This is a genomic window from Bradyrhizobium sp. I1.14.4, from assembly GCF_050435825.1.
In the GTDB taxonomy this organism is placed as follows: Bacteria; Pseudomonadota; Alphaproteobacteria; order Rhizobiales; family Xanthobacteraceae; genus Bradyrhizobium.
Genome location: NZ_JBNDLA010000047.1, coordinates 1 through 22,918, shown reverse-complemented (window position 1 = coordinate 22,918; position 22,918 = coordinate 1). Strand labels below are relative to the sequence as shown.

General features: G+C 58.5%; 19 protein-coding genes and 4 pseudogenes. 1 reads left to right on the top strand and 22 read right to left on the bottom strand.

The features are described from left to right. The 13 genes and pseudogenes from ABIB78_RS37575 to ABIB78_RS37515 all read right to left on the bottom strand — a co-directional run. Nucleotides 1–192 (bottom strand): annotated as a pseudogene (locus ABIB78_RS37575) (hypothetical protein); the annotation flags it as partial. 304 nt (nucleotides 193–496) lie between these two features. Beyond that, nucleotides 497–857, bottom strand: a pseudogene (locus ABIB78_RS37570) (ATP-binding protein); the annotation flags it as partial. 304 nt (nucleotides 858–1,161) lie between these two features. Beyond that, nucleotides 1,162–1,491 carry a helix-turn-helix domain-containing protein gene (locus tag ABIB78_RS37565; RefSeq protein WP_429034105.1) on the bottom strand — a complete coding sequence of 110 codons (330 nt, stop codon included), beginning with the start codon at nucleotides 1,489–1,491 and terminating at the stop codon, nucleotides 1,162–1,164. Between the two features lie 439 nt (nucleotides 1,492–1,930). Then, nucleotides 1,931–3,034, bottom strand: coding sequence for an ABC transporter ATP-binding protein (locus ABIB78_RS37560; protein WP_429034104.1), 1,104 nt, complete (start codon nucleotides 3,032–3,034; stop codon nucleotides 1,931–1,933). Nucleotides 3,035–3,178: 144 nt separating this feature from the next. Beyond that, nucleotides 3,179–3,991, bottom strand: a complete 813-nt coding sequence (locus ABIB78_RS37555) for an ABC transporter permease (RefSeq protein WP_429034103.1) — start codon at nucleotides 3,989–3,991, stop codon at nucleotides 3,179–3,181. A gap of 9 nt (nucleotides 3,992–4,000) precedes the next feature. Beyond that, nucleotides 4,001–4,825 (bottom strand): ABC transporter permease, encoded by an 825-nt coding sequence (locus ABIB78_RS37550; RefSeq protein WP_429034102.1) that lies wholly within the window; start codon nucleotides 4,823–4,825, stop codon nucleotides 4,001–4,003. An 85-nt stretch (nucleotides 4,826–4,910) separates the two neighbouring features. After that, complete coding sequence (locus ABIB78_RS37545; RefSeq protein WP_429034101.1) at nucleotides 4,911–5,969, bottom strand: extracellular solute-binding protein; 1,059 nt, start codon at nucleotides 5,967–5,969, stop codon at nucleotides 4,911–4,913. Nucleotides 5,970–6,609: 640 nt separating this feature from the next. Next, a pseudogene (locus ABIB78_RS37540) lies at nucleotides 6,610–6,821 on the bottom strand (transposase); the annotation flags it as partial. A gap of 259 nt (nucleotides 6,822–7,080) precedes the next feature. Then, nucleotides 7,081–8,301 (bottom strand): NAD(P)/FAD-dependent oxidoreductase, encoded by a 1,221-nt coding sequence (locus ABIB78_RS37535; RefSeq protein WP_429034100.1) that lies wholly within the window; start codon nucleotides 8,299–8,301, stop codon nucleotides 7,081–7,083. A 138-nt stretch (nucleotides 8,302–8,439) separates the two neighbouring features. Further along, nucleotides 8,440–9,504 (bottom strand): IS630 family transposase, encoded by a 1,065-nt coding sequence (locus tag ABIB78_RS37530; protein ID WP_429034099.1) that lies wholly within the window; start codon nucleotides 9,502–9,504, stop codon nucleotides 8,440–8,442. 222 nt (nucleotides 9,505–9,726) lie between these two features. After that, nucleotides 9,727–9,921 carry a ferredoxin gene (locus ABIB78_RS37525; protein ID WP_429034098.1) on the bottom strand — a complete coding sequence of 65 codons (195 nt, stop codon included), beginning with the start codon at nucleotides 9,919–9,921 and terminating at the stop codon, nucleotides 9,727–9,729. A gap of 103 nt (nucleotides 9,922–10,024) precedes the next feature. Beyond that, nucleotides 10,025–10,237 carry a ferredoxin gene (locus ABIB78_RS37520; protein WP_429034097.1) on the bottom strand — a complete coding sequence of 71 codons (213 nt, stop codon included), beginning with the start codon at nucleotides 10,235–10,237 and terminating at the stop codon, nucleotides 10,025–10,027. Between the two features lie 4 nt (nucleotides 10,238–10,241). After that, the gene (locus ABIB78_RS37515) at nucleotides 10,242–11,186 is read right to left on the bottom strand and encodes a cytochrome P450 (protein ID WP_429034096.1); all 945 of its coding nucleotides are present in this window, start codon (nucleotides 11,184–11,186) and stop codon (nucleotides 10,242–10,244) included. A 1,501-nt stretch (nucleotides 11,187–12,687) separates the two neighbouring features. Here ABIB78_RS37515 and ABIB78_RS37510 point away from each other — a divergent pair. Continuing rightward, nucleotides 12,688–13,548: a MaoC/PaaZ C-terminal domain-containing protein gene (locus ABIB78_RS37510; protein ID WP_429034095.1), complete on the top strand. Its 861-nt coding sequence runs from the start codon at nucleotides 12,688–12,690 to the stop codon at nucleotides 13,546–13,548. 251 nt (nucleotides 13,549–13,799) lie between these two features. Here the strand turns inward: ABIB78_RS37510 and ABIB78_RS37505 are convergent, their stop codons facing one another. From ABIB78_RS37505 to ABIB78_RS37465, 9 genes and pseudogenes are all read right to left on the bottom strand, one after another. Next, a complete protein-coding gene (locus tag ABIB78_RS37505) occupies nucleotides 13,800–14,579 on the bottom strand; it encodes an enoyl-CoA hydratase (protein WP_429034094.1) in 780 nt (259 codons plus the stop codon). Nucleotides 14,580–14,884: 305 nt separating this feature from the next. Next, nucleotides 14,885–15,802, bottom strand: a complete 918-nt coding sequence (locus ABIB78_RS37500) for an SDR family NAD(P)-dependent oxidoreductase (RefSeq protein ID WP_429034093.1) — start codon at nucleotides 15,800–15,802, stop codon at nucleotides 14,885–14,887. Between the two features lie 37 nt (nucleotides 15,803–15,839). Beyond that, nucleotides 15,840–16,214: a Zn-ribbon domain-containing OB-fold protein gene (locus ABIB78_RS37495; protein WP_429034092.1), complete on the bottom strand. Its 375-nt coding sequence runs from the start codon at nucleotides 16,212–16,214 to the stop codon at nucleotides 15,840–15,842. A 4-nt stretch (nucleotides 16,215–16,218) separates the two neighbouring features. Continuing rightward, on the bottom strand, nucleotides 16,219–17,373 hold the full coding sequence (locus ABIB78_RS37490) for a thiolase domain-containing protein (RefSeq protein WP_429034091.1): 1,155 nt from the start codon (nucleotides 17,371–17,373) through the stop codon (nucleotides 16,219–16,221). Nucleotides 17,374–17,415: 42 nt separating this feature from the next. After that, the gene (locus ABIB78_RS37485) at nucleotides 17,416–19,512 is read right to left on the bottom strand and encodes a 3-hydroxyacyl-CoA dehydrogenase NAD-binding domain-containing protein (RefSeq protein ID WP_429034090.1); all 2,097 of its coding nucleotides are present in this window, start codon (nucleotides 19,510–19,512) and stop codon (nucleotides 17,416–17,418) included. A gap of 164 nt (nucleotides 19,513–19,676) precedes the next feature. Then, the gene (locus tag ABIB78_RS37480) at nucleotides 19,677–19,886 is read right to left on the bottom strand and encodes a hypothetical protein (RefSeq protein WP_429034089.1); all 210 of its coding nucleotides are present in this window, start codon (nucleotides 19,884–19,886) and stop codon (nucleotides 19,677–19,679) included. A 5-nt stretch (nucleotides 19,887–19,891) separates the two neighbouring features. Continuing rightward, nucleotides 19,892–20,101: a hypothetical protein gene (locus ABIB78_RS37475; RefSeq protein ID WP_429034088.1), complete on the bottom strand. Its 210-nt coding sequence runs from the start codon at nucleotides 20,099–20,101 to the stop codon at nucleotides 19,892–19,894. A gap of 77 nt (nucleotides 20,102–20,178) precedes the next feature. After that, nucleotides 20,179–21,375: a pimeloyl-CoA dehydrogenase large subunit gene (gene pimC / locus ABIB78_RS37470; RefSeq protein ID WP_429034087.1), complete on the bottom strand. Its 1,197-nt coding sequence runs from the start codon at nucleotides 21,373–21,375 to the stop codon at nucleotides 20,179–20,181. 957 nt (nucleotides 21,376–22,332) lie between these two features. Then, nucleotides 22,333–22,822: pseudogene (locus tag ABIB78_RS37465) on the bottom strand (IS630 family transposase); the annotation flags it as partial. Nucleotides 22,823–22,918 lie beyond the last annotated feature (96 nt).

Genomic DNA, 22,918 nt, shown 5'->3' with positions numbered 1-22,918 from the left:
GCGGTGCGAAAATGTCTTGTGCGGCGCTTCAGCAAGCACGGCGTCGACCTTGCAAGCCAGGTTGGTCGAGCCGGCCTTGCCGATCACTATTCCCAACCCCTTGCACAGACCGCGCATTTGGTTGTCAATATCTCGCCGCAGATTCACCAGCTTGGTTCGAGCCGCCAGCATCGAACGGGCGGTGGCGCACAAGACTGGCACCATCGGTCCCAACGACCTGGAGCGCGTGGTAGTCGATACCACGGTGCAGCCCAAGGCTGTTCGCATCCCGCGCAGCGTTCCAATCTGTTCGCGCGCATGTGGAAGCCCCCGATCGTTAAAGGCAATTGTCACTATAGTTAGCCCGTGGTCAAGCGGCGGCCGAAGAGATCACGTCTCATGTTTGATGGTGTCGCTCGGCGGAGCGAAGCTGACTGGACGCGCACCCCCAGCAGTGCCGTAGCGGCCGGTCAGCTTCGCGGGCTGCAGTCTCAGTCTTCATCGGCCGACGATGTAATCAAGGCCGAGGAAGAACCGGCGGACGACGCATGGAGTCACCGTTCAGTTCGAGCCCGTGAGCGTTGTGAAGCAGGCGATCAAGTATGGCATCAGCGTAAGTTGGGTCATTTATGGGCTCATGCCATTTGGCAATTGGAAGCTGGCTGGTGACGAGTGTTGATCGACGGCCGTAGCGGTCTTCAAGGATTTCGAGCAGATAATGACGGGCATTGGCGTCGATGGTTTGGAGGCCCCAATCGTCCAAAATTAGGAGCTCGTCGGCGGCGATGCTCTTCATCCGCGAAGTGAGTCGGCCGTCGCCCCGGGCAAGGTCGCGGCCGCCGGGTGTAAAGTACGGAGTGGTTGTCCCGGCAGGCCTTGATCACCGCGACCTTGGCGTTGTCGGGCACCAGCAATTGCGTCGCGCCGCCAAAACCGCTGTAGGCCGCGTTATGTCCCGCGATCCAGTCGCCGAGCTGCTCGGTCCACGTCGCCAGCCCGAACGACAAGCTGGATGCACCCATGACCGCGACGAGATGTGCGCGTCGCGCACCTCGCCAGTCTCACTGGTCAACCACCGGCAACGTGTCGCCGGCATAGTCGACAAACAATTTCTCGCCCCCGCCGTGGTGCTGGCGCATCACCAGCGGCAGCCGGCCTTCCCAGTTGCGCAACATAACGGCTCTACCGGTACCCGTCCGGATGCTCTGCAATGTACTCGTCCCACAGCACCTGCAAGGTCACATGCTTGCGCTTGAGCTCACGGGCAATAACGGACCAGTCAGGCTCGGCCACCTTGCGGCGCCCCGGCTTCACGCCAGGCACCCCGTACAGCAGTTGCTCCAGCTCGGCGTCGCTTATCGCTTCAGGGACTGGCCATGCCAGACCCGCGCGCGCAAACCGCTTCAGCGTGTCACGTACCGTCGTCGACCCGACACCGACACGCTCGCCAACCACGCGCGTCGAGAGCCCAGCCTCAAGGCTCAACCTCACAATCTCGCGCACCTGGCGCATGATAACCCTCCTCGTCGGGCATCCAATTCTCCAAGCTGTTTGCAGGCGGAGAAATGGCCCAACGATCAGGCCTCACACCATCCGAAACTGCGCGCGATCATTTCGGAACCCTGCGCGCCCTCAAATCGGTAAGGTGCGCACCATCGTCTCGGAATCCGCAAAGACCGAAGAGATCAAACGACAAAGAGTTTGCCGACATCAGCGATGCCCGCCGCGGAATCAACAGCTTCATCGCGGATATCTATAACAAATGGCGGTTGTACTCGGCACTCTGATACCGGTCGCCTCTTTCGAGGCCGACTTCGCGCAGAACAAAGCACAACGCATCGTGGCAACCGCACTGTCACAGAAATCATCGTGTCTTATTCCAAGGGTACAGTCCGTTACTCTAACCAAATCCTTTGCTACGCGTATAGGCGGTCCAAGTCGAGTTGAGCCATCATATTTCGAGAACTACTTCATCAGACGATGACCAACAGAGGCGGACGTTTGCGCCCGACTCGAGTCTGGACTCGAAACGAGCAGATACTAGTTTGGCGGTAATGTTCAGGCCATTCTCCGTTACGACAGTCACGCGAGTCGTGCCGCCGAAAAAAGAGTTGCTCGCGACTTTGCCGCTAAGGACATTAGCGCTGTTGTCGACTGGCTGGTCCATGTCGCAGATTCGCACTTTCTCGGGTCGAACCAGAACCAAAAGTTCAGATCCTTTAGTCGGTGTGTCGCCACCGGGAACAGCAATCGATTCGCCTCCGGCGATTACCATACGACCCGCATCATTTATCCGTCCGCTAATCAGATTCGATTCGCCGATAAATTCAGCCACAAAACGAGTGCGCGGCCGAAAATACAATTCGTCCGGCGTCCCAAGCTGCGCGATCCGACCACCGCTCATCAGGCAGATGCGATCGGACATGTTAAGCGCCTCTTCTTGATCGTGGGTGACGTAGATGAAAGTTATTCCCAGATCGCTGTGGAGACGCTTTATCTCACCCTGCATCTGCTCACGCAGGTTTTTGTCCAGTGCTCCGAGTGGCTCGTCCATCATGATGATGGCCGGCGAATAGACGATGCAGCGCGCAATGCCGACGCGCTGCTGCTGCCCCCCTGATAACTGGCGTGGCTTCCGATCCTCAAAGCCGCGTAGGCCGACACGTTCGAGCGCCTCCGTCACCTTCTCGCGGATGGTCTTAGCTGATTGGCGGCGCACACGGAGCGGATAGGCTACGTTGTCGAACACATTCATGTGCGGCATCAGAGCGTAGTTCTGGAACACCATTCCGATGCCCCTCTCACGCGGGGGCATGTTGGTAATGTCGCGCCCCTCTAGCAGTATCCTGCCTGTTGTCGGCCCCGTCGCGCCCGCGATCAAATTTAGCAATGTCGTTTTGCCGGAACCCGATGGCCCAAGCAAGGTCAAGAATTCTCCCTTCACGATACTTAAATCGGTGGGATGCAGTGCCGGCACGCGGCCATACGTTTTCGAGATGTCCATCAACGCGATCGCGTGGACGGTCGGGCCAGCAACAACGCTGCTATTATGCATCCGGATTACCTCTTCGCCGGAGCGGATGGGTCAACGTGCCACCTCCGTTCATGCTGCCGAATATCTTCAATCGCCTCCCCTTTCTTCATCCGTAGCACCACGCTAATCAAGTCCCCTATAATGTCCGCTCACAGGCCGTTTCAATCAAATCTCGACGGATGCGTCTTTCCACAACGCGATGGCGACGACGCTGACCAGCAGGGAAATTGCCGTTAGCAAGGTAGATATGGCAGCGATCACCGGCGATAGCTCCCACTGGAGATCGTTATACATTTTGACCGGCAGGGTGACCGTGTTGGGACCAACCAAAAACCAAGAAATGATTACTTCATCGAAAGAGAGCAGAAAAGCAAAGAAGGCCGCAGTCACAAGCGACGGAACGAGTTGGGGAATCACGACGGTCAGAAACATGCGTATCGGTCCGGCCCCCATTAGTTCGGCGCCAAATTCGAGATTACGGTCGAGTTTGTTCACACCAGCCACGATCATAACGACGACAAAAGGTAGGGTAACCATCACGTGACCGAGAACAATCGAGAGGGTCGTTCCGCTGATGTGAAGGTAGGAGAAGTAAAGATAGAGACCCAAGCCCATAACAATGCTGGGAACGATCAGCGGGCTCAAAATGATCCCGCTGATGAGTTCCTTGCCCAGGAATTCATGCCGCGCGATCCAATAACCTGCGGGCACGCCGGCAAGAATTGCCAACGCCATAGACGCCAGCGCAATTTTAAGACTTTCGAAAAGTGGCCCCAGCCAGCTAGGAGAGTTGAAGAAGATCCTGAACAAGTCGAGCGAATAATCCGGCGGTGGAAAGGTCAGCGAATTCACCGGGCCGAATGCCATGGGGATTGCCACCAGCAGCGGTGCCAGCAGAAACAGATAGACGAGCATCGCCAAACCGGTACCCACAGCCCGATAGCGACGCGAATGCGGATCGTGAATGATGGCTGACATGCGCATGTCCTAGACTCTACGTCGGCGCCAAAGTGCCATAGGCGCTGCGAAAGCAATCGCCATAGCGAACAGCACCACGCTGATTGCTGAGGCCTTGGACCAGTCCAATACCTCCCGATTGTAGAAATTGATGAGATTCGACAGCATATGGTCCTGCGGACCACCGAGCAAGCCGGGGATGATGAAAGCACCAAGCGACATGACAAAAATGCTCAACAAACCGGCGAGCACTCCGGGCAGGCTCATGGGCACGGTAATCGTCCAGAATATCCGCACTGGCTTGGCGCCCATGATCGAAGCCGCGCGGTAGAGCGCATCATCAATCGCAAGGAGACTGGCTAAAACCGGTAGGACGACAAGCGGAACGAGATAATTGGTCATACCGATCAGCAGGCCGAGCGTGTTAAAAACAAGCGGCAACTGGACTTTGGTGTGAAAGACCCAGCTCAGGACACTATTGATGATGCCATCGCGCCCTAAAATAATCATGAACGCGAAGCACTTGACCAGCACGCTGGTCCAGAACGGAAGCAGCACTAGGATCATCAGGAATCGTCTTCGTTGCGCAGGCTGACGCGAAAGGTGCAAGGCAGCGACAAATCCCATCAGCAAGCTTAGCAATGACGACAAGCCTGCGATAAAAAGCGTCGTGCCCAGCGTTTGCCTGAACAACCGCGTTGTCAGGACCGCACCAAAGTCGGCCAGTGACAACGCTGACCCATGGACGCTAGTCAAGAGAACGTACAAAAGCGGCGGGACCACGATCGCTACGGCAATCATAGTGGCCGGCAACATAAAAGTGGCCCGCGTGCGCAGACTGCTTGTTCGGATCATGGGCGGTCCGTGCGGTTCGACCAAAAATATAACGTAATCGCGTCTCTGGGGCGAGCCATGGCGCCCCGACGGCGACAAGGCACAATCAGGTCAGCAGCCATTCCTGGAACCGGCGGTTCACCGCCTCGAGATTATCCACCCAGTATTCACCCTCAATGATGAGATTATTGGGGCTATTAAGGTCAGGCTGCCACTTGTGCATCTCAGGCGGCAACATCGTCATGGCTTTCTTGGATCCCGGGATCAATGCCATAAGGCTATAAAGCCTCGCCTGGACTTCAGGGCGCAGGTAATAGACGATCAGTTTGATCGCGTTTTCCTTATTGAGCGCCCCCTTCAGGATGGCGAGACAATCGGTATTGATGGTGTTCTGCTCGAAGGAGAAGGCCAGAGGCAAGCCGCCGCCCGGCTCGGTCGTCGCCTTTACTCGGTTGGCGAAGCAAATGCCGAAATCGACCTCGCCAGTTTGCAACAATGAGGTCGTCTGGGTAGTCGTCTGCCCCCATACAATACTTGACTTGATCCTGTCGAGTGCCTTGAACGCACGATTCAAGTCCAAGGGATAGATATCCTTCGGCGCGACGCCGTCAGCGAGAAGCGCCATTTCCATGGTCACATCGGCGAGCTTACGAACCACGCGACGCCCGGGGAATTTTCTCGTGTCGAAGAATTCGGCGAAATTCGTTGGATGTTTGCCTGGGCCGTATCTCACCGGATCCCACCCCACGCCTTGGCAGTACAAATCATAGGCGACATGGTCGCTTTTTGGTTGGATCACCATGTCCTGGACATCGAACAGGTTGGCATCCAACTTCTCCCAAAAACCCTGCTTGGATCCATTAGTGGTGGTCGAGCCCGGCCCGACCCAAACGTCTATTTCGACATTGCCCGTGAGCTGCATAGCCTTGACTTTGTCGAGTCCCGGGAAAGGGACGCCGTTGACCCTGATTCCCGTTTCCTTAGTGAATGGATCGTACACCGCTTTCACGGCGGCATCCTGAAAGGAACCGCCATAACTCATCACCGTTACTGAATCGGATTTGGCTGCGGCGCATTGAGACCTGAGCACCATCGGCGCTGCAACCAAGGTAGCGGTGCTAGCCAGGAAGGCGCGGCGTGACAATTTTTCAAATTGCTTGTTCATGGACGGTCCCTCTCTGGCGGGAAAGTTACCAAAGACGCGCGCATGATATCTCTAAGTTTTTGGCAGAGAAGACGTTTTTTGCGCGCGCTATCCGCATGCAACGCAGTAATGCTGCATTATTCGGCTTTGGGCCGACTTGTTGAAAAAAGACCGGCAGTATTTCGTTGTAATGGCTCCGTCCCAACATGGTCGAGCTGCTCTACCGATCCCTATGCGAGCCTCGGGGTGGGCATCGGGATCAGCTTGGCCTTCTTTCGATGGTTCAGGGCGCGGGCTGCAAGGATGAACTCGTCCGCGCACCGTTTGGACCTCGCAAGTGTAAACGGTCGAGTTTGAGAATGCGCTTAAGATGCGAACAGCATCTCGATCTTCTTGCGAAGCCGACGCGAAGTATGCCCCTCCCACGATCTCGCGATCTGGCGCGCCATGTCGCGAGTGGCCTCGTAGATCAAGCGCGGCCCCTCCGTGATGCCTGCTTAGGGCAGCGCCGGGACCTCAATGGGCAGCAATCACAATCGCGCTTACTGGCGAGGTAAAGCATGGTGGTACCACCATTCACTAGCGTTCGGGTCATCGTGAGAACTTTACCGCCGGGGGCAACAAAAGACGTCCCCGGCATGGCAATAGATGAAATCGTCGCGGCCTTGATCAGACTCGCATCGACGGCGAATCCCTCATCGCCGACCAGTTGCCTCCCCGATACAACGGCGCAGCACGCTCTCGAACACGCGACGGAAGAGGGCGCTCTGTCGGAAGCAGCCATGCCAGTTCTTTGGAAAACGTTGAGTGATCCGGTACTGCGCCATCTAGACCCAGCCGGCAGAACCACCGGTAGGCCAAGTTAAGCTGGATCGACAACAAGTCGATGTAACCGCGCGAGCGACAGCGCACGCGGGAAAGACGAGCAGCGTCGGCCATCCTAATCTACGCCATTGGGAGGCCTCGATGCCACGGTACCATCGATTGCCTCGTTGGTACCATTTCGGAACAGTCTGTCGACGACACTTCGAATCCTGGATACGTTCGCCAGCGCAGCCGCCTCGTTACTTCTAGCGCAACATGTACCTCACGACCGCGGAGGCAACTCCGCCCTGCTAGCCGACTTGAACGCTCAGTCTAGCGCTCTCTTCAGATCAAAACTCTCGTCGGCAGCTCTTTCCGGGGCAAGCGAACGGTCCATGCCGAGCAGACGCCGACCAAAAATGTGGTCCGAGGCGCGATTGATCGACTCGAGGCCCACAAGCTTGCCGGCCTTATAACAAAGCACCGAGAACGCTTTTCCCGCGGGATCGCCGCGCAGAACAACCTGGTCATAGCCGGTTATCAATCCCGCAATCTGCAGCTTGATGTTGCCTTGATCACTCCAGAACCAGGGCTGGCCGTCATAGGGCTTCCGCTCGCCGACCAAGCGTGCCGCCACGCATCGGGCGTGATCGATGGCATTCTGCACGGATTCCAACCGCAATGAGCTGGCGAATCGCGAGCTGGCGAACAGCGCACAATCCCCGATCGCCGAGATTCCCGGATCGGCGGTTGAAAGGAACTCGTCGACGATGACGCCCGATGCAACCGACAGACCAGCTTCTGCTGCAAGCTCGATGTTCGGCAAAACACCGACGCCGACCACGACCAAATCGGCCACCAAATGCCGACCGTCGCTCAACGAGACGCCCGTCACCTTACCACCATCAGCCTCGATGCTGGTGGCATGCACACCGAGATGAATGCGGATGCCGGCCTCGCGGTGCCGCGCTTGGAAGTAATCCGAGACTTCGGCCGTCACGGCGCGCACCATGACGCGCGGCGCGAGCTCGATCACGTCGACCTCCAAGCCTTTGACACGTGCGGTGGCGGCGAATTCCAGCCCGATGAATCCCGCGCCTATAACCACCACGCGCCTTTTAGATGGAAGAATGCCGCGCAAGGCCTCGCTTTCATCGAGGCTGCGCAGATATCTCACATCGGGCAGATCGGCATTTGGAAGGTCGAGAAGGCGATTGCGCGCGCCTGTTGCCAGCACCAAGTGGTGGTAGTCGAGCGAGGCGCCAGACGCGAGCAAGAGCTTGCGGTGCTGCCGATCGATCGCGACGGCACGGCCTTGGAACAATTCGATGTTCTCTTCACGATAGAAATTCTCTGGCCGGAACAGAAGGCCATCCGAACCTATGGAACCATTGAGGTAAGCTTTCGAGAGCGGTGGCCGTTGGTATGGCGGATGCGACTCATCGTTGATAAGACACACGCGCTCCTTGAAGCCGAACTGGCGCAAAGATGCGGCGAGGTGAAAACCCGCATGGCCCGCGCCGACTATAATAACCGGGCCGTCTGTCATCGGAATAGCCCCAAAAGGCCGCCACTGGAGCTACCCATATCAGTCTTCTCTCCACCAATTTTGGTTTGCTGGCCTCGCTGGCGCTCGTAAGCGCGTCGAGCCTTGACACCGCCCGGTCTTGCAGACTAGTACCCGGAATCATAGCTGAGTGATACGGCGACCCTTAAATCGGCGTTGCCGGACCTTTTTCTTGGTCCAGATGAAGGGCGTGGCCTTTTCGTTGTATGCGTTGATGTAGGCATCGATGTGCTCTTGGAGCTGCTTGAGGCTTGTGAAGGAGGTGCCGCTGAGTGACTGTCCCTGCAAGATCGAGAACCATACCTCGACCTGATTGAGCCAGGACGCGCTTGTCGGCGTGAAATGAAATTGCACATTGGGATGGGCCTTGAGCCAAAGCTCGTTCTTCTTGTGGGTGTTGAGGTTGTCGAGGATGACGTGAAGCTTTCGGCCCGGAAAGGCCGCGGTGACACTGTTCATGAAGTCGAGGAACTCGACACGACGCCGCCGTTTTGAATGCGTCGCGATGATCTTTCCGGTCGCAACCTCAAGCGCCGCAAACAGTGTTGTCGTGCCATGCCGCTTGTAATCGTGGCTCTGGCCGGTCAAGGCGCGGCCATTGGGTAACTTCAGATAGCCCTGCGCTCGCTCCAAGGCCTGGATCGAGGGCTTCTCGTCCACGCATAGCACGATGGCCTTCGCGGGCGGGGCGACGTAGAGGCCGACAACATCGGCGGCTTTGGCCGTAAAGTTCGGGTCGTTGCTCTCGCACCAGGACTTGCGAGCCGCGAGGTCGATCTTGTGGTTGCGCAGGAATCGCCAGACATATTGGACGTCAACATCGCCCAGCGCCTCGGCCAGCAGAGGGCCGGTCCAGCGCGCAAACCCTTGCGGGGCCGGCTTATCCAGCAGCTTCAGTATCCGCTTGTCTGTGGCCTTCGTATAGATTGGCTGCTTGCCGGGCCGCGGCTTGTCTTGCAGCCCTTCAAGGCCATGATCGGCATAGCGGTGTCGCCAAAGGCTGACAATCCGCGGCTGGACTCCGACTTCTTTGGCGATCGAGCGGGTGCTGCGCCCGTCCGCCGCCAACAGAACGATCCGCGCCCGCTTCAAATCGCGCTGCAACGTCACCGGTGAGCGGCAACACGCCTCAAGCACCTTGCGATCTTTCCGCGAAAGGTGGACTTCTCTTGCTTCGGGTACCATCCCGATCTTGAATCATGACTCACCCTCTAAGAAAAGGGGGTACTAGGCGGCCCTCAACTCAGAAGGCTCGTGAGCTAGTGACGCAACGCCTCCGGCACAGGACCCCAAGAACGCTATTTCGCCACAGCATGGGCCGATTGACCGGATGGCGACGCCGCGACCTCAACCGCCGTCAGACTGCAACGAAGGCTCGCCTGACGACGACTCGGTCGAGGCTACCTTTCACTCAATGAGTCGAATCGCGACGGCGGGGCACAGCGCCGCTGCCAGCCGAACCTTCTCGTGCAACTCTGCACCCGGCGCGTCGGCCAGCAGCACAACGACGCCATCCTCATCGCGCTGGTCGAACACCTCCGACGCAGCTAACACGCATTGACCACCACCCACGCACTTTTCCTTGTCAACTTCGATCCGCATCTTCGCGAACTCCTTTCATTTTCTCTCTCGTATTTGAGGACCGGGATGCGTGGCGCGCCGGTCGTTTTGTGACGCCGACACGTCCACGTGCGACTCCCAGGCCCTAGTCATCGGTGCTTTCACGGAGCGACAGCGCTCCCGATGGGCACAACGCCACTGCTTGTCGAGCGACATCTAACTCCGCGCCATCAAGAGTACCGCCAGTGCGCAGAAGGACCCGACCATCCTTGTCCTGGTCGAACAGGTCCGAGGCCGTAAGCGCGCACATGCCTGCGCCTACACATCGGTCCCGGTCCGCATAGACCCTTATCACCATGGCGTCACCAAGTCACCGGTAGAGACTGCGGAGCGTACACGTCCCGATCAGTGTGCCAGGGTATATCCTGAACGGGTACGGCAAAGTCGAGAGTCGGGAAACGTTCCGCTAGGCGGGACAGCGCAACCTCCAGCTCCAATCGAGCGAAGTGTTGCCCGAGACACTGGTGGATGCCATAGCTAAAAGTAAGGTGTCTCGTAGCATCCTGGCGCGACAGGTCGAGCTGATCCGGATTGTCGAAGACTTGCGGATCGCGGTTTGATGCTGATAGCGAGACCGCAACAGCCTCGAACGACTTGATAACGCCCCCCCCCAGTTCGACATCCTCGAGTGGCATTCTCATAGCGAGCACGGCGGCGATCGTATAGCGCAGCATCTCCTCAACAATGAGGCCTATCGGGACTGACTTTGTCACGAGCGCGTTCCATCGACTTCGATCTTTCAGTAGCTGAAACACGGAAAATGCTATTACGCGACCGATCGCGGAATGGGCAGCCTGCAGCAACGTGCTGAACGTGGGCGCGAGCTCTTCCACTGTAAGCTTCCCGTTGTTGACCAGCTCGCTGAAGACATCATCTGACGGTTGAGCCTGCTTAAGAGCAATAAGCCGATCAAGAAACGCGTAGAATTCATCGTTAGCCTTCACGATGTCTTCAATCACGGTATCCTTCTTCGTCACGCGCACTGTAAATCGCTCGAACAGATCACGGTCGCTCTCCGGAATGCCGAACATTTCGCACGACATCAATGACGGAACTGCACGAGCGAAGGTCTCGACCAAGTCCACGGGGCGCGCAAGCCTCCCCATGTCATCAAGACAATTCGCAACGATCCGCTCGATCTCTGGTCGATGCTCCGTCGCCTGACGCACCGTGAAATGGCCAGCCAGAACGCGGCGCACCCGAGTATGAGCGGGCGCCTGCTTCAGGAAAAACGGCAACCTGCTCATCGGGCATTCGTGAAGCGTTCGAACAACCCCAGGATCTCTGAACACATCAGCAAGCCTTCCGTCGCTCCGGTAACGCTCAACAAGAGCACGGGTCTCCTCCGGAAACGTCGGATCACGCTTAAGCGCATGGTAGCAGGTGGCCGCACTTATCTCTGGAGGCAAGCCCTGCGCTCCTATTCGCGTGAATCGAGGATCACTGAGCACGGCACGAGCGAGCGCCTGACTGGTTACAAGCCAGCCGACACGACCATCGGGAAAACGAAATCGGCTTATTGGCCGCGACTCCCGAATACTCGCGAGTTCGCTGGAGAAGTTGAGCCACTCGCGCTCGGCGGGAAGACGTACCGGTTCCGAGCGCCTAGCGTCTGATGGCGGTTGAGTTGTCAAAATCACCGACTCCCTTTCTCGCCGGCGATGCGAGTGACCCGCTGCAATCAACCGGATGCCGCGCCAACACCGACCAATAAACTTGCAAAAACAATATCAAAGTGGAGCGCACGATTCCGCGATTTTTCCCATCTTGTCGCAGATTTAATGCGAAAACCAAAAAATGGTGCACGAGTACTGCGCAATCAGCCCGGAGGCGTGATGCAGTTGGCGATCCGTCCATCGAACGAACGAATCTGGGTTGAATCATGATTCAGCGTATCCCGATCACTTACGAGCGGATAGAGGCAGAGAGTGACCGCTCTGCAGTCGCCGCGGGATGCGATGGACGGAAATTGGTCGAGTTTGGTCAAGCAGCGTCGCGCAAGGCGCGGTCGTTGTAGGCCCGATGGCAATGATCACGCATGCTTCATCATGATTATCGTCGCAGACTCTGAAGGCGCGTTCCATACCCGTGCATCGATGTATGTGCAGTTCGAGCAATGCCAGACACCGTGACACTCCTCTCATTGCACTCCAACCAACCGACACTGCGTTCTCACGCAGCGCCGACCGCATCAAATGCGTTGGCTGGCGTGAGATTGATCTCACCTATGATATTCGCTACGGACAATTCGGCCGGCCTTCCGGAAATGGCCGGCGGTCGGAGACCTCCCTTATACGCCCCTAGGTAGTGCATCACTGGCGGCTCGATCGAATATGGCGTGACGAAGACCATCGTCTCACCGACAACCCTGTGCAGTATCTTGAACTCGTTCCTGAGATGCAGCGCCGGAGGTTTCCACTCGCGCGCCGCCTCTGTGGCCGCACTGCGCTTCGGAATGCGTGAAAGTATTGCTCGGTTCGTAGAATTTCTGCGATGCGGCCCGATCTAAGCATTCTTTAGGCGTCGCCCCACCTTATTCTATCTTTCCTTATGACTGCAGAGAAGGCCAAGCCAGCCGACTGGCACGCTGTCCTTCTAAGGACCAAACTAGAAAATGGAATATTTAGCCCACGGAATACAGCGACAAACAATGGACAGAGGAGTTTGTTGGTCGTTGCGGCCCTGCTCGATCCCACAAGAACGTGGGCAGGCTAACCAGCGTCGTTGAGAGTGGGAGACTTTCCGAAGATGCCAATCAATTACGAACAGCTGATGGCCTTGAAGAATCTTGACCAGAGGTACAGTTATGTTGATCGCGAGGTGATGCTCTACGCCTTTGCAATCGGCATGGGCTCTGATCCAATGGACGAGAAAGAGCTTGCCTTCGTCAATGAGGCCGCGGCGAGGCCACGGCCGTTGAAGGTGGTGCCCAGCTTTGCATCGATCGCTGCGTGGGGCGCCGGTCCCGGGGACATGAAAACCAATCGCGTGATGGAGGTGGACGGCGAGCGCGATATCACCTTTCATAAGCCGCTCGCAACCGCTGCGCATATTATCGCCGACTCCTCTGTGCTTGCGGTCTACGACAAGGGTAAGGACAAGGGTGCCGTCATTCGCTATCAGATCGTACTGAAGAACAGCGACGGCGAACTTCTGGCAACGATCGTGGCCTCATCCTTTGCCCGCGGCGACGGCGGCTTTGGCGGGCCTTCAGACGGGCAGCCCGAGCCACACCAGATGCCGAGCCGCGCGCCCGACAGGATAATCGACATCTCAACGCGCCACGATCAAGCGCTGATCTATAGGCTTTGCGGCGACCGGAATCCACTGCACTCCGACCCAGAATTCGCCAAGGGCGCGGGGTTCCCAAGACCCATCATGCACGGCATGTGCACCTATGGCATCACCTGCCGCGGTATTTTACAGACCTATGCCGACTACGATCCAACGGCCTTCAGGCGGCACGCAGCCCGGTTCTCGTCCCCGGTCTACCCAGGCGAAACCATCACGCTTGAGATGTGGAAGACCGGCGACGTGATCTCGTTCGAGGCAAAGGTCAAGGCGCGCGGGGTAAAGGTGATTAAGAATGGGATGACCGTGTTGGGTTAGTTGTGGATTCTCAACAGGTCATCCCCTCGGAAGCCGAGACGGGCTGATAGCTGACTTGGACTCTGCCGCGCGGGCCATGCCAGTTGTGGCGATGAAGCCTAGATCGGCAGGTTCTTGGCCCGCTTGTCTGAGCTCTCAGAGGCCCGAGATAAACTGACAAAGAACTGATGATCGCTGCGTATCGCCAGGAAAGGGCCACTTGTAGCGCAACTAAGCGGATTTGCGGCGGCCGGAGATGACTGTCCGTCGCTTTAGCGGCCCAAGAACACCGCCCTGCGCTTCTCGATGAACGCCCTCGCCGCTTCTTCGTGATCGGCGGTCTTGCTGGCGCGGACATGATGGATCGCCTCGCCGTCAAGGCAGTCCTCAAGCGACAGATGCTCGGCATTGTTGATGTTGCGTTTGATATAGCCGAGCGCGACAGACGGTCCTTGCGCGAGTGACATTGCAAGCTCGCGCGCGGCAGCGTCGATCTCGCTATCCGGTACGACTCTGTTCACCACCCCGAGCGCAAGTGCTTCATGCGCCGTCAATATCGGCGACAGCAGATAGAGCTCGCGTGCTTTTGCGCTACCGATAATCTGCGTAAGGAAATAGGTCCCACCATAGTCGCCGGAGAAGCCGACCTTGGCAAAAGCAGTCGTGATCTTGCAGGATTCGCTTGCCAAGCGAAGATCACAAGCAAGTGCCATTGAGAGCCCTGCGCCAGCCGCTGCACCGTCGAGCTGCGCTATCACCGGCTTAGGCATCTGACGAAGGATACGCGAGACTTCCACATCGCGACGCAGGTTTGCGAGCTCCGCCTCGAAGGAAAGCGGCACCCGGCCCTCGGCCATCGCCTTGACATCGCCACCGACGCAGAAGGTGCCATCGGCGCCTTTGAGCAGCACGGCGCGAACATCATGATCCTCAGCCGCGCGCTGTGCGGCCGCAGTCAGGTCCACGATCATGTCCTGGTTCAGCGCATTGCGCCGCTCCGGGCGGTTCATGGTAATGGTGAGAAGGCCGGCTTCGAGGTGCTGCAGGACCATTGGACGGCGCTCCTAAAAGTTGTCGTTGTGAGTTCAGCGCACGCAAACGCGGTAGTATCCAGGAGCGGGTGCTGTACGAAGTCTTCCAGGTCACATCTGGCTGAGCGACGCCCGGATATAAATCGAAGCGCTCGCTACACGGACGGCCCGAGCATTTCAGACCGATCCATCCGATTGGCAGCGCCTCTTGCACCCTCATGGGACGAAGCCCATCTGCCTCAGGCCGTCGCTGAGGAGGCGCCGCAAGCCGGTCGCGTGCCGCCCAGGAGTGCCGCCATGTCACCAGCTCTCGTCGCCTCCGACTCCTACAACCGCCCAATCGCCTTCAGTCGCTCCGCCGCATTGGCGTTGAAGCCGAAGCCGAGTCGGCTGGGGGTCGCCGTCGCCAAGTCAGCAATGCGTGGGAACGCTTCATCGAACATCTCCACCGTGATCGGCTTGGCCGGATCGAACTGCACACCTTCGGTCTGGAAGATCTGGAAGCGGGCGTAATGCCCGGCGCTGGCCCAGAGGATCAGCGCGGTCTCGGTACAGCGCTCGCTCGCCAACCAGCCGACGGCCGGCGAGACCAGCTCCGGGCCTTGATACTTCGCGAGGCCTTCAGGCGTCAGGGCTTCCGTCATTCGGGTCACGGCCCCGGGTGAGACCGCATTGACTAGGACGTTATTCTTGCGACCCTCAGTCGCCAGACAGTTCATCAGCCCGATCAGCGCCATCTTAGCGGCGCCGTAGTTGGTCTGGCCGAAACTGCCGTTGGTGCCTGCGGTCGAAGTAGTCATCACAACGCGCCCGTATTTCTGTTGAGTCATAACAGGCCACGCGGCGTGGGTGCAGTAGACGGAGCCCATCAGGTGAACGTCGATGACTTTTCGATAATCATCGAGAGCCATCTTGCCGAAGCTCTTGTCGCGCAGAATGCCGGCATTGTTTACCAAGATGTCGAGACGGCCGAACGCCGTGATCGCCGTATCAACAATACGTTTGGCGGCTTGCGGATCAGCGACGCTGTCGTAGTTAGCAACCGCCACACCGCCCTGCCGCCTGATCTCTGCCACCACTTGGTCGGCGACCGTTTGGTCGCTCTCGCGACCGTCGAGCGCCCTTCCGGGATCGTTGACTACCAGCTTGGCGCCGCGAGCAGCTAGCAGCAATGCATGTTCGCGGCCTAGTCCGGTGCCGGCGCCAGTCACGATCGCCACCCGATTGTCCAGTCGTAATGTCATGTTGTCCCTCAACCAAAGATACTCCAGTTTACGAACGCTAACGCACTGCGAAGAGCGGAACAGATGGCTTCCCGATGGTGAAGACCACCCTGACCTTTGTGCCGATCGTCAGTGTGACCGGATCAGCATCGACTACATTGCCCAGCATGATTAGTCCCTCGCTGAGCGTTACATACGCGAGAACATATGTCTCCTTCCCCATGCGGTTCACAGAAAACGAGTGAATCTCGCCCTCACCGGCAGACTCCTGCCAATCGAGCACCGTAGACAGGCAGTGAGGGCAGATACCCCGCGGATACCAGTGTGTCTTGTGACAATGTCGACACCGCGGCAACACGAAACGGCCGGCAGCGGCAGCATCCCAGAACGGTTTGGTCTCTGGACTGTTCTCGATAAACTCAGTGCCAACCATCGGACTACTCCCGTTCCAAGATTAATGTAGCGCTGCCATGGCGAGTTCCCATCCAGCCCCCTGTCCCGTGCGCGAGCGCCAGCGCGCAGTTCGTCACCTGGACGGCTGGATGCGCCTCGCCACGCAGCTGGCGAACCGCTTCGATCACCTTAGTGATTCCGCCTCGACCTGCCGGGTGATTGTTGCACAGGCCGCCACCATCGGTATTGAACGGCAAGCGTCCGACGCCTGAAATCAAGTTGCCATCCGCAACAAAGCGGCCGCCCTGTCCCTTTTCGCAGAACCCGAGATCCTCCAACGCGATAAGGACAGTAATGGTGAAGCTGTCGTAGATGGAAGCGTAGCGGATGTCGCTTGGCTTGATGCCAGCCTCGGCAAAAGCAATGGCGCCCGACTGCCTCGCCGCCGAAGCAGTCAGCTCGACCTTGCCGGCTGACTGTCCCTGAACAGCTTCGCCGGCCCCGATCACCTTTACCCGCGGGCGTTTGAGGCTCCTGGCGATCTCCGGGCGTGTCACTACAACGGCACCGCCACCGTCGGAGACAACGCAGCAGTCCATGCGGCGCAGGGGATCCGACACCATGGGAGACGACAGCACATCTTCGACAGTGACCACCTTGCGGAGCATGGCGTGCGGGTTATGCTGCGCATGGTGAGAAGCGGCAACTTTGATCCACGCCAGCTGCTCGCTACTGGTCCCGTACTCATACATGTGACGGCGGGCACACATGGCGTAAATATCCGGAAGCCTATGCTGAACCGGCTTCTCCCACATCTGATCCGGCTGAGTGGGGGTATGCTCGGGGTCCCGCCATCCGTTGCGCGACCGTCCCGCCAAGGTGACCACAGCGACGTTGCATTTGCCCGCTGCAATCGCTTGGGTAGCATGAGCGACGTGCTGCAAAGGTGCGGAACCGCCCATGTCGGTCGAGTCGCAGTGTCGCACCCTCAGATTCAAAAAATCGACGATAGTAAGCGGACCAAGCCCCGGTGCATCGCCTGCGCAAAAGTAGGCATCGACATCCTCTTTGCTCAGTCCGGCGTCCGCCAGCGCGCCAACAACGCACTCCGCATGAAGCTGCACGGTCGACTTGTCCGGCGCGTTCCGCGTGGGATGCTCCCAGGCACCGACAATATAAGCTTGTTTATCGCTAGGCATTGATTGCTTCCGCTGAGGTGTTTGGTGAGTATTTGTTAATCCTCACGCCGCTTTAGCCGGCGACGCGAGCGAGGCAAAGCCGTTGCCTTGCGCGGCCAAGCGCTTGAGCAGCGGCGCCGGCTCGAGCGAGGGATCGTTGGTTTTCTTGGCGTAGAAAGTGAGCCGATCGGCGATATGCTTTAGGCCGACCTGATCGGCCCAATACATGGGACCGCCACGATAGATCGGCCAGCCGAAGCCATACAGCCAGATCACATCAATGTCGCCCGGCCGCGCCGCGATGCCCTCTTCGAGGAGACGCGCGCCCTCATTGACCATCGGATACATCAGACGTTCGAGAATTTCCTCGTCGCTGACGTCGCGGCGCTTACACCCGAGCCGCGTTAGCGTCTCGTCGATTAGTCTTTCAACTTCAGGGTCGGCTATGGGCGTCCGCGAGCCGGCTTCATACTTGTACCAGCCCTTACCGGTCTTCTGCCCGAAGCGGCCTGCTTCACAAAGTGCATCCGCGATCTCATTTTTGACTCCGAGATTCTTTCTCATAAGCCAGCCGACGTCCGTGCCGGCCAGGTCGCTCATCGCGAATGCCCCCATCGGCATGCCGAACCTAGTCAAGACTGCATCGATCTGCTGCGGCAGGGCGCCTTCGAACAACAGCTTTTGCGTCTGTCTATCGCGCTGGTCCCAAATGCGATTGCCGACGAATCCATAGGAGAGGCCAACAACCACCGGCACCTTGGCGATCTTGCGTGAGATCGCCACCGCGGTCACCAGCGCATCTGGCGCGGTTCGGGGGCCGCGCACAATCTCGCACAACTTCATGACGTTGGCCGGCGAGAAGTAGTGCATCCCCAGCACGTCTTGCGGGCGGCTTGTTTCCCCGGCCATTTCGTCAATGTTCAGATAGGAGGTGTTCGAGGCGAGCACCGCGCCGGGCTTGGCGAACTGGTCGAGCTGGCAGAAGATCTCCTTCTTCACCGCCATGGTTTCGAACGCCGCCTCGATCACCAGGTCGGCGTCCCTGACGTTATCGATGCCCACTACGCCGTTGATCAGCGCCATGCGTTTGGCAGGCGCATCCGCCGGGATACCACCGCGCGCAGCAGACGCCTCCCAGTTCTTCTGCATCCCTCTCAAGCCGTGCTTGAGTTGCTCTGCACCCGTCTCGATCAGGGTCACAGGAATGCCGGCATTGGCGAAGGACATCGCAATACCGCCGCCCATGGTACCGGCACCGATGATGGCAACGCGCCCGACCGGTCGGGGCGTCGTCCCTTCTGGCACGCCCGCGATCTTTCTGGCTTCGCGCTCAGCGAAGAAGGCGTAACGCTGCGCCTTCGACTGGTCGCTTCCGACCAGCTTCCGAAACAAGTCGCGCTCCTTCTTCAATGCTTCCTCGAACGGCAGATCGAGGGCGAACCCCACCGCGTCAGCCGCGGCGAACGGCGCTTCCAGCCCGCGCGCCCGTTTAGTCATGGAAGCCACAGCATTGGTCAAAATCGAGCGGTCCGCCTTTGCCGCGGCGAGCTTTGAATCGTCATCGCGCAGCTTTCGCAATGGGCGCTTCTGGGCTAGCACTTTTCGCACGAAACCTTTACCGCCCTCCACTGTGGCTTCGACGACCTCGTCAATCAGACCAGACTGCAGCGCTTCGGCCGCTGAAATCGGATCACCGCCGACGATCATCTTCACCGCAAGCTCAGGCCCGACTGCGCGCGGTAGGCGCTGCGTACCGCCGCCACCCGGCAAGAGGCCCAGCTTGACCTCGGGCATGCCAAGGTTTGCGTCTTTGGTCGCAACTCGGAAATGGCACGCCAGTGCCAGCTCAAGCCCACCGCCAAAGGCAGTGCCGTGGATCGCAGCGACAATAGGCTTCGGCGATTGTTCCAGCGCCGCCAGAAGATCGTCCCACGCTGACGGCTTCCGCGGCTTGCCGAATTCTGTGATGTCGGCGCCGGCGATGAAAGTGCGACCCGCGCAGGTCAGCAAGACACCCTTCACCTCGGGGTCGGCGATTGCGGCGTTGACGCACTCCATGATGCCGTCTTCCACCGCGACGCTTAGTGCGTTCACGGGAGGATTGTTGACCGTTACGACGGCAACGACGTCGTAACGGTCGAACTTGACCATTTTGTTCATGCCATGCTCCTTAGTTTTGTCATTCTATTCGCTTCCTGACTGATGATTCCTCCGAGCGAGGCAGGGTGGCAAGTCGATGATCAGCACCCCGAACATCGTGTCGGTCTTGGTCACCATGCTTGAAATAGCGGCCAATGCTGTATTCCATCGTCATGCCGACGCCACTATGGAGCTGGATCGTGCTGTTGGTAGATCACGCTCGCCGACTGGCCAATTTTGATCTTCGCCTGGAACGCGAGCTTCATACAACCTTTCGCGATCGGGGGGATCAGCTCGGATTTCTGCGATTCGCTCGCCCCATGCTGAAGCACACCGCGAGCGAGCATTGTCGCGAAACGAGGTTCGAGGATCACTGCCGTGCCGAACGCCTCCATGCCAATCATCGTCGCGACTGTGCCGTCGAAGCTGCATGCACCTCGGAAGACCGCAGCTTCAGAAACCCGAGTTCGGCATAACACGTCCGCGTCTCGCTGGAGCCCCGCACCTCGAACTGGTACTTGGGGCGACGATCGAAGCCATGACTTTCGAGCATCAGCCGCTCGGCGCTGTCTTTGAGGAGCCGCGGCTCCTCGGAAAGCTGAAACTCCACTTGTGAAGTTCTCCCGAATCCGTTGCCTCACTTTGGAAGCCGCCCCTGCGGCACTTTATGGATCGAACCAGCGAAGTTCAAAGGCCTAGAATCGTCTTAGCAATAATGTTCTTCTGGATTTCATCGGAGCCACCATAGATCGACACCTTGCGAACGTTGAAATAGGCGGGCGCGATCGACGAGGTCCAATCAGAACCGATCGGCGGCTCGTTACGGTTCTCTTCTTCGGAGATACGTGGCATCGCGTAGGGGCCGGCCAAGTCGAGCAAAAGCTCCGCCGTCGTTTGCTGAATTTCCGATCCTTTTAGTTTGAGGATGGCGCTCGCGGGGTCCTGCGTGCCCTTCTGTTGTTTCGATGCGCTGGCGACCACGCGAAGCTGCGTCATTTCTAGCGCCTTAAGCTGGATTTCGACCGAGGCCACCTTCTCGCGGAAAGCGGTCTGATCGATCAGCCGCTCTTCGCCCACACGGGACCGCGCGGCCAGATCCTTGATGCGTCGAATGCGCTCCTTGGTGGCGCCGACGCTGGCGATATTGAAGCGCTCGTTGCCAAGGAGGAATTTGGCGTAGCCCCAGCCCTTGTTCTCCTCTCCGACGAGGTTTTCGGCGGGAACGCGCACCTCGTCAAAGAAGATTTCGTTCACTTCGTGAGTGCCGTCGATCAGCTGGATCGGGCGCACGGTAACGCCAGGCGACTTCATGTCGATTAGAAGGAAGGAGATGCCCAGCTGCTTTTTCACATGAGGATTGGTCCTAACTAGGCAAAAGATCCAGTTGGCATACTGCGCGAGCGTCGTCCAGGTCTTCTGGCCGTTGACGACGTAGTGGGTTCCGTCCCGTACAGCCCGCGTACTGAGTGAGGCGAGGTCAGAGCCCGCACCGGGCTCTGAGAAGCCCTGGCACCACCAGTCGTCGGCGTTTGCGATGCGCGGCAGATAGTATTTCTTCTGCACCTCATTGCCGAACGTGTATATCACCGGGCCGACCAAGGACGTACCGAAGTCGGGCAGGCCACGCACCGGATAGGTCTGCAGCTCCTCACCAAAAATGTATTGCTGCACGGGACTCCATCCCGTTCCGCCGTGTTCCTCGGGCCAGTCCGGAACAGCCCAGCCTTTTTTGTTTAGAATGCGCGACCAAGCGACCATCTCGTCTTTAGATAGATGCCTACCCTCGACTAGCTTTCGATGCGTCTCCGCTGGCACATGATCGCGCAAGAACTGACGCACCTCTTCGCGGAACGCCTGCTCTTCTCTTCTAAACGCGAAATCCATCGAATTTCCCAAGCCAAATAGTTGCGAATTAGCGAGACCGCCACGCCTAAGCGCAGGCCGGAACTGAGACCGAGCTGCCGATAGCACCACTACCGCGAACACCTCGGAACATCGCAAACTAGTTCCGGCACCGTTCGCGGCAAGGATGACCAGATTGATGTCGATCTCGCCGACCTCCTCGGCGAGAGAGAGAGAGAGAGAGAGAGAGAGAGAGAGAGAGAGAGAGAGCTGATCGGGCGAAACAGCTCGATGCGGCCAGGATCGCCCCAACCAAGGGGCTTCACAATCGTCGAGGACGGGGGGATTGCATTGCTTGACATAGCGGAAGCAGCAAGGTGGTCAACAGGATAGGGGATCGCCGTGAGGAAGGAACGGCACAGCATGCCCTCGATCTGCTTGCAGCACGGGTTCACCGCGGCAAGCGTGCCAGCGAAGATCCACTTCTTAAGATTATTGCTGATGACCATGGCAAATTCCCAAGCTTGGGAAGCTCCCACGATCGCGACGGTGTCCGGCCGGAAAGAGCGGTTCATCGCGTCGATCGATAATCTTGAGTGTGCGGTCATACCCACTTGTCCATCCATGCAATTACTCAGTTCCGGACGTCACATTTCCTGGTTGTCCCATTGACGTCGCGGTCGATCACCATTTTGGCAGCGCATGGCTTGACGGGATTGAACTGTGTGAGCTGACTTCCGCACTCTTCCCACGCAGGTTCTAAGGGCGTGCGGGCGTTTAAAAACCGCAAAAATCGGGGAAAGATTGGAGGAAATCTGCAAAAAAGACTGACCTCTTACGATTTCGACGACGAACGGATCGCGCTAGGCCGAGAACCAGCATCGACGATGTTGATGGGAAACTGGCGAAGCTGCAGCCAGAGTTGCCGCGCGCTCAAGTGCGGAGCTGAGGTCGGGCCCCGGATGTTGTGCGATTACCGCGCATTTGAGCAGATTCTGGTCAGACGCGATCATAACCGGCCGCGGCGAAGAAGTTCAGACACTGTTGGGCGATGAAGGCGGCCAGGGCGACGGCGACGGCGTTGAGCAAAGCCTCGATTGATCTGGGGCGGCCTTTCGAAGGGCAGCTTTGAGCTTGGCGAAGGCCATTTAGATCGGATTGAGATCGGGCGAATAAGGCGGCAGATAGAGGAGCCGGGCGCCCCGCCGAATCGATTGCGAGGGCGACCTCGGCTCGTTTATGTACTGCGAGATTGTCCATCACCACGATGTCGCCGGGCCTGAGTGTCGGCATGAGGACTTGCGTCACGTAAGCATCGAGCGCCCGAACCATCCATGGGGCCATCGAGGACCATCGGCGCGGTCATGCCAGTCGCCTTGAGCGCGCCGACGAAGGTCGTCGTCTTCCAATGACCATGCGGGAGCGCTGCAACACAGCGCTAGCCGTACGGCGAACGGCCATAGAGCCGCGCCATCTTGGTCGAGGCTCCGGGGTGAGTAGGCCGGGGGATTTTCACTCCCGGCCTCTCGCAGAACGGTGCGTGAACCTCTCGATTCACACCGCTCCCGTCAGGTGAACGTGGTCG

Excerpts from the sequence above, each read along its gene's own strand:
- ABIB78_RS37565 (WP_429034105.1), bottom strand. The coding sequence starts at position 1,491 with ATGCGCCAGGTGCGCGAGATTGTGAGGTTGAGCCTTGAGGCTGGGCTC.
- ABIB78_RS37560 (WP_429034104.1), bottom strand. The coding sequence starts at position 3,034 with ATGCATAATAGCAGCGTTGTTGCTGGCCCGACCGTCCACGCGATCGCG.
- ABIB78_RS37555 (WP_429034103.1), bottom strand. The coding sequence starts at position 3,991 with ATGTCAGCCATCATTCACGATCCGCATTCGCGTCGCTATCGGGCTGTG.
- ABIB78_RS37550 (WP_429034102.1), bottom strand. The coding sequence starts at position 4,825 with ATGATCCGAACAAGCAGTCTGCGCACGCGGGCCACTTTTATGTTGCCG.
- ABIB78_RS37545 (WP_429034101.1), bottom strand. The coding sequence starts at position 5,969 with ATGAACAAGCAATTTGAAAAATTGTCACGCCGCGCCTTCCTGGCTAGC.
- ABIB78_RS37535 (WP_429034100.1), bottom strand. The coding sequence starts at position 8,301 with ATGACAGACGGCCCGGTTATTATAGTCGGCGCGGGCCATGCGGGTTTT.
- ABIB78_RS37530 (WP_429034099.1), bottom strand. The coding sequence starts at position 9,504 with ATGGTACCCGAAGCAAGAGAAGTCCACCTTTCGCGGAAAGATCGCAAG.
- ABIB78_RS37525 (WP_429034098.1), bottom strand. The coding sequence starts at position 9,921 with ATGCGGATCGAAGTTGACAAGGAAAAGTGCGTGGGTGGTGGTCAATGC.
- ABIB78_RS37520 (WP_429034097.1), bottom strand. The coding sequence starts at position 10,237 with ATGGTGATAAGGGTCTATGCGGACCGGGACCGATGTGTAGGCGCAGGC.
- ABIB78_RS37515 (WP_429034096.1), bottom strand. The coding sequence starts at position 11,186 with ATGAGCAGGTTGCCGTTTTTCCTGAAGCAGGCGCCCGCTCATACTCGG.
- ABIB78_RS37510 (WP_429034095.1), top strand. The coding sequence starts at position 12,688 with ATGCCAATCAATTACGAACAGCTGATGGCCTTGAAGAATCTTGACCAG.
- ABIB78_RS37505 (WP_429034094.1), bottom strand. The coding sequence starts at position 14,579 with ATGGTCCTGCAGCACCTCGAAGCCGGCCTTCTCACCATTACCATGAAC.
- ABIB78_RS37500 (WP_429034093.1), bottom strand. The coding sequence starts at position 15,802 with ATGACATTACGACTGGACAATCGGGTGGCGATCGTGACTGGCGCCGGC.
- ABIB78_RS37495 (WP_429034092.1), bottom strand. The coding sequence starts at position 16,214 with ATGGTTGGCACTGAGTTTATCGAGAACAGTCCAGAGACCAAACCGTTC.
- ABIB78_RS37490 (WP_429034091.1), bottom strand. The coding sequence starts at position 17,373 with ATGCCTAGCGATAAACAAGCTTATATTGTCGGTGCCTGGGAGCATCCC.
- ABIB78_RS37485 (WP_429034090.1), bottom strand. The coding sequence starts at position 19,512 with ATGAACAAAATGGTCAAGTTCGACCGTTACGACGTCGTTGCCGTCGTA.
- ABIB78_RS37480 (WP_429034089.1), bottom strand. The coding sequence starts at position 19,886 with ATGGAGGCGTTCGGCACGGCAGTGATCCTCGAACCTCGTTTCGCGACA.
- pimC (WP_429034087.1), bottom strand. The coding sequence starts at position 21,375 with ATGGATTTCGCGTTTAGAAGAGAAGAGCAGGCGTTCCGCGAAGAGGTG.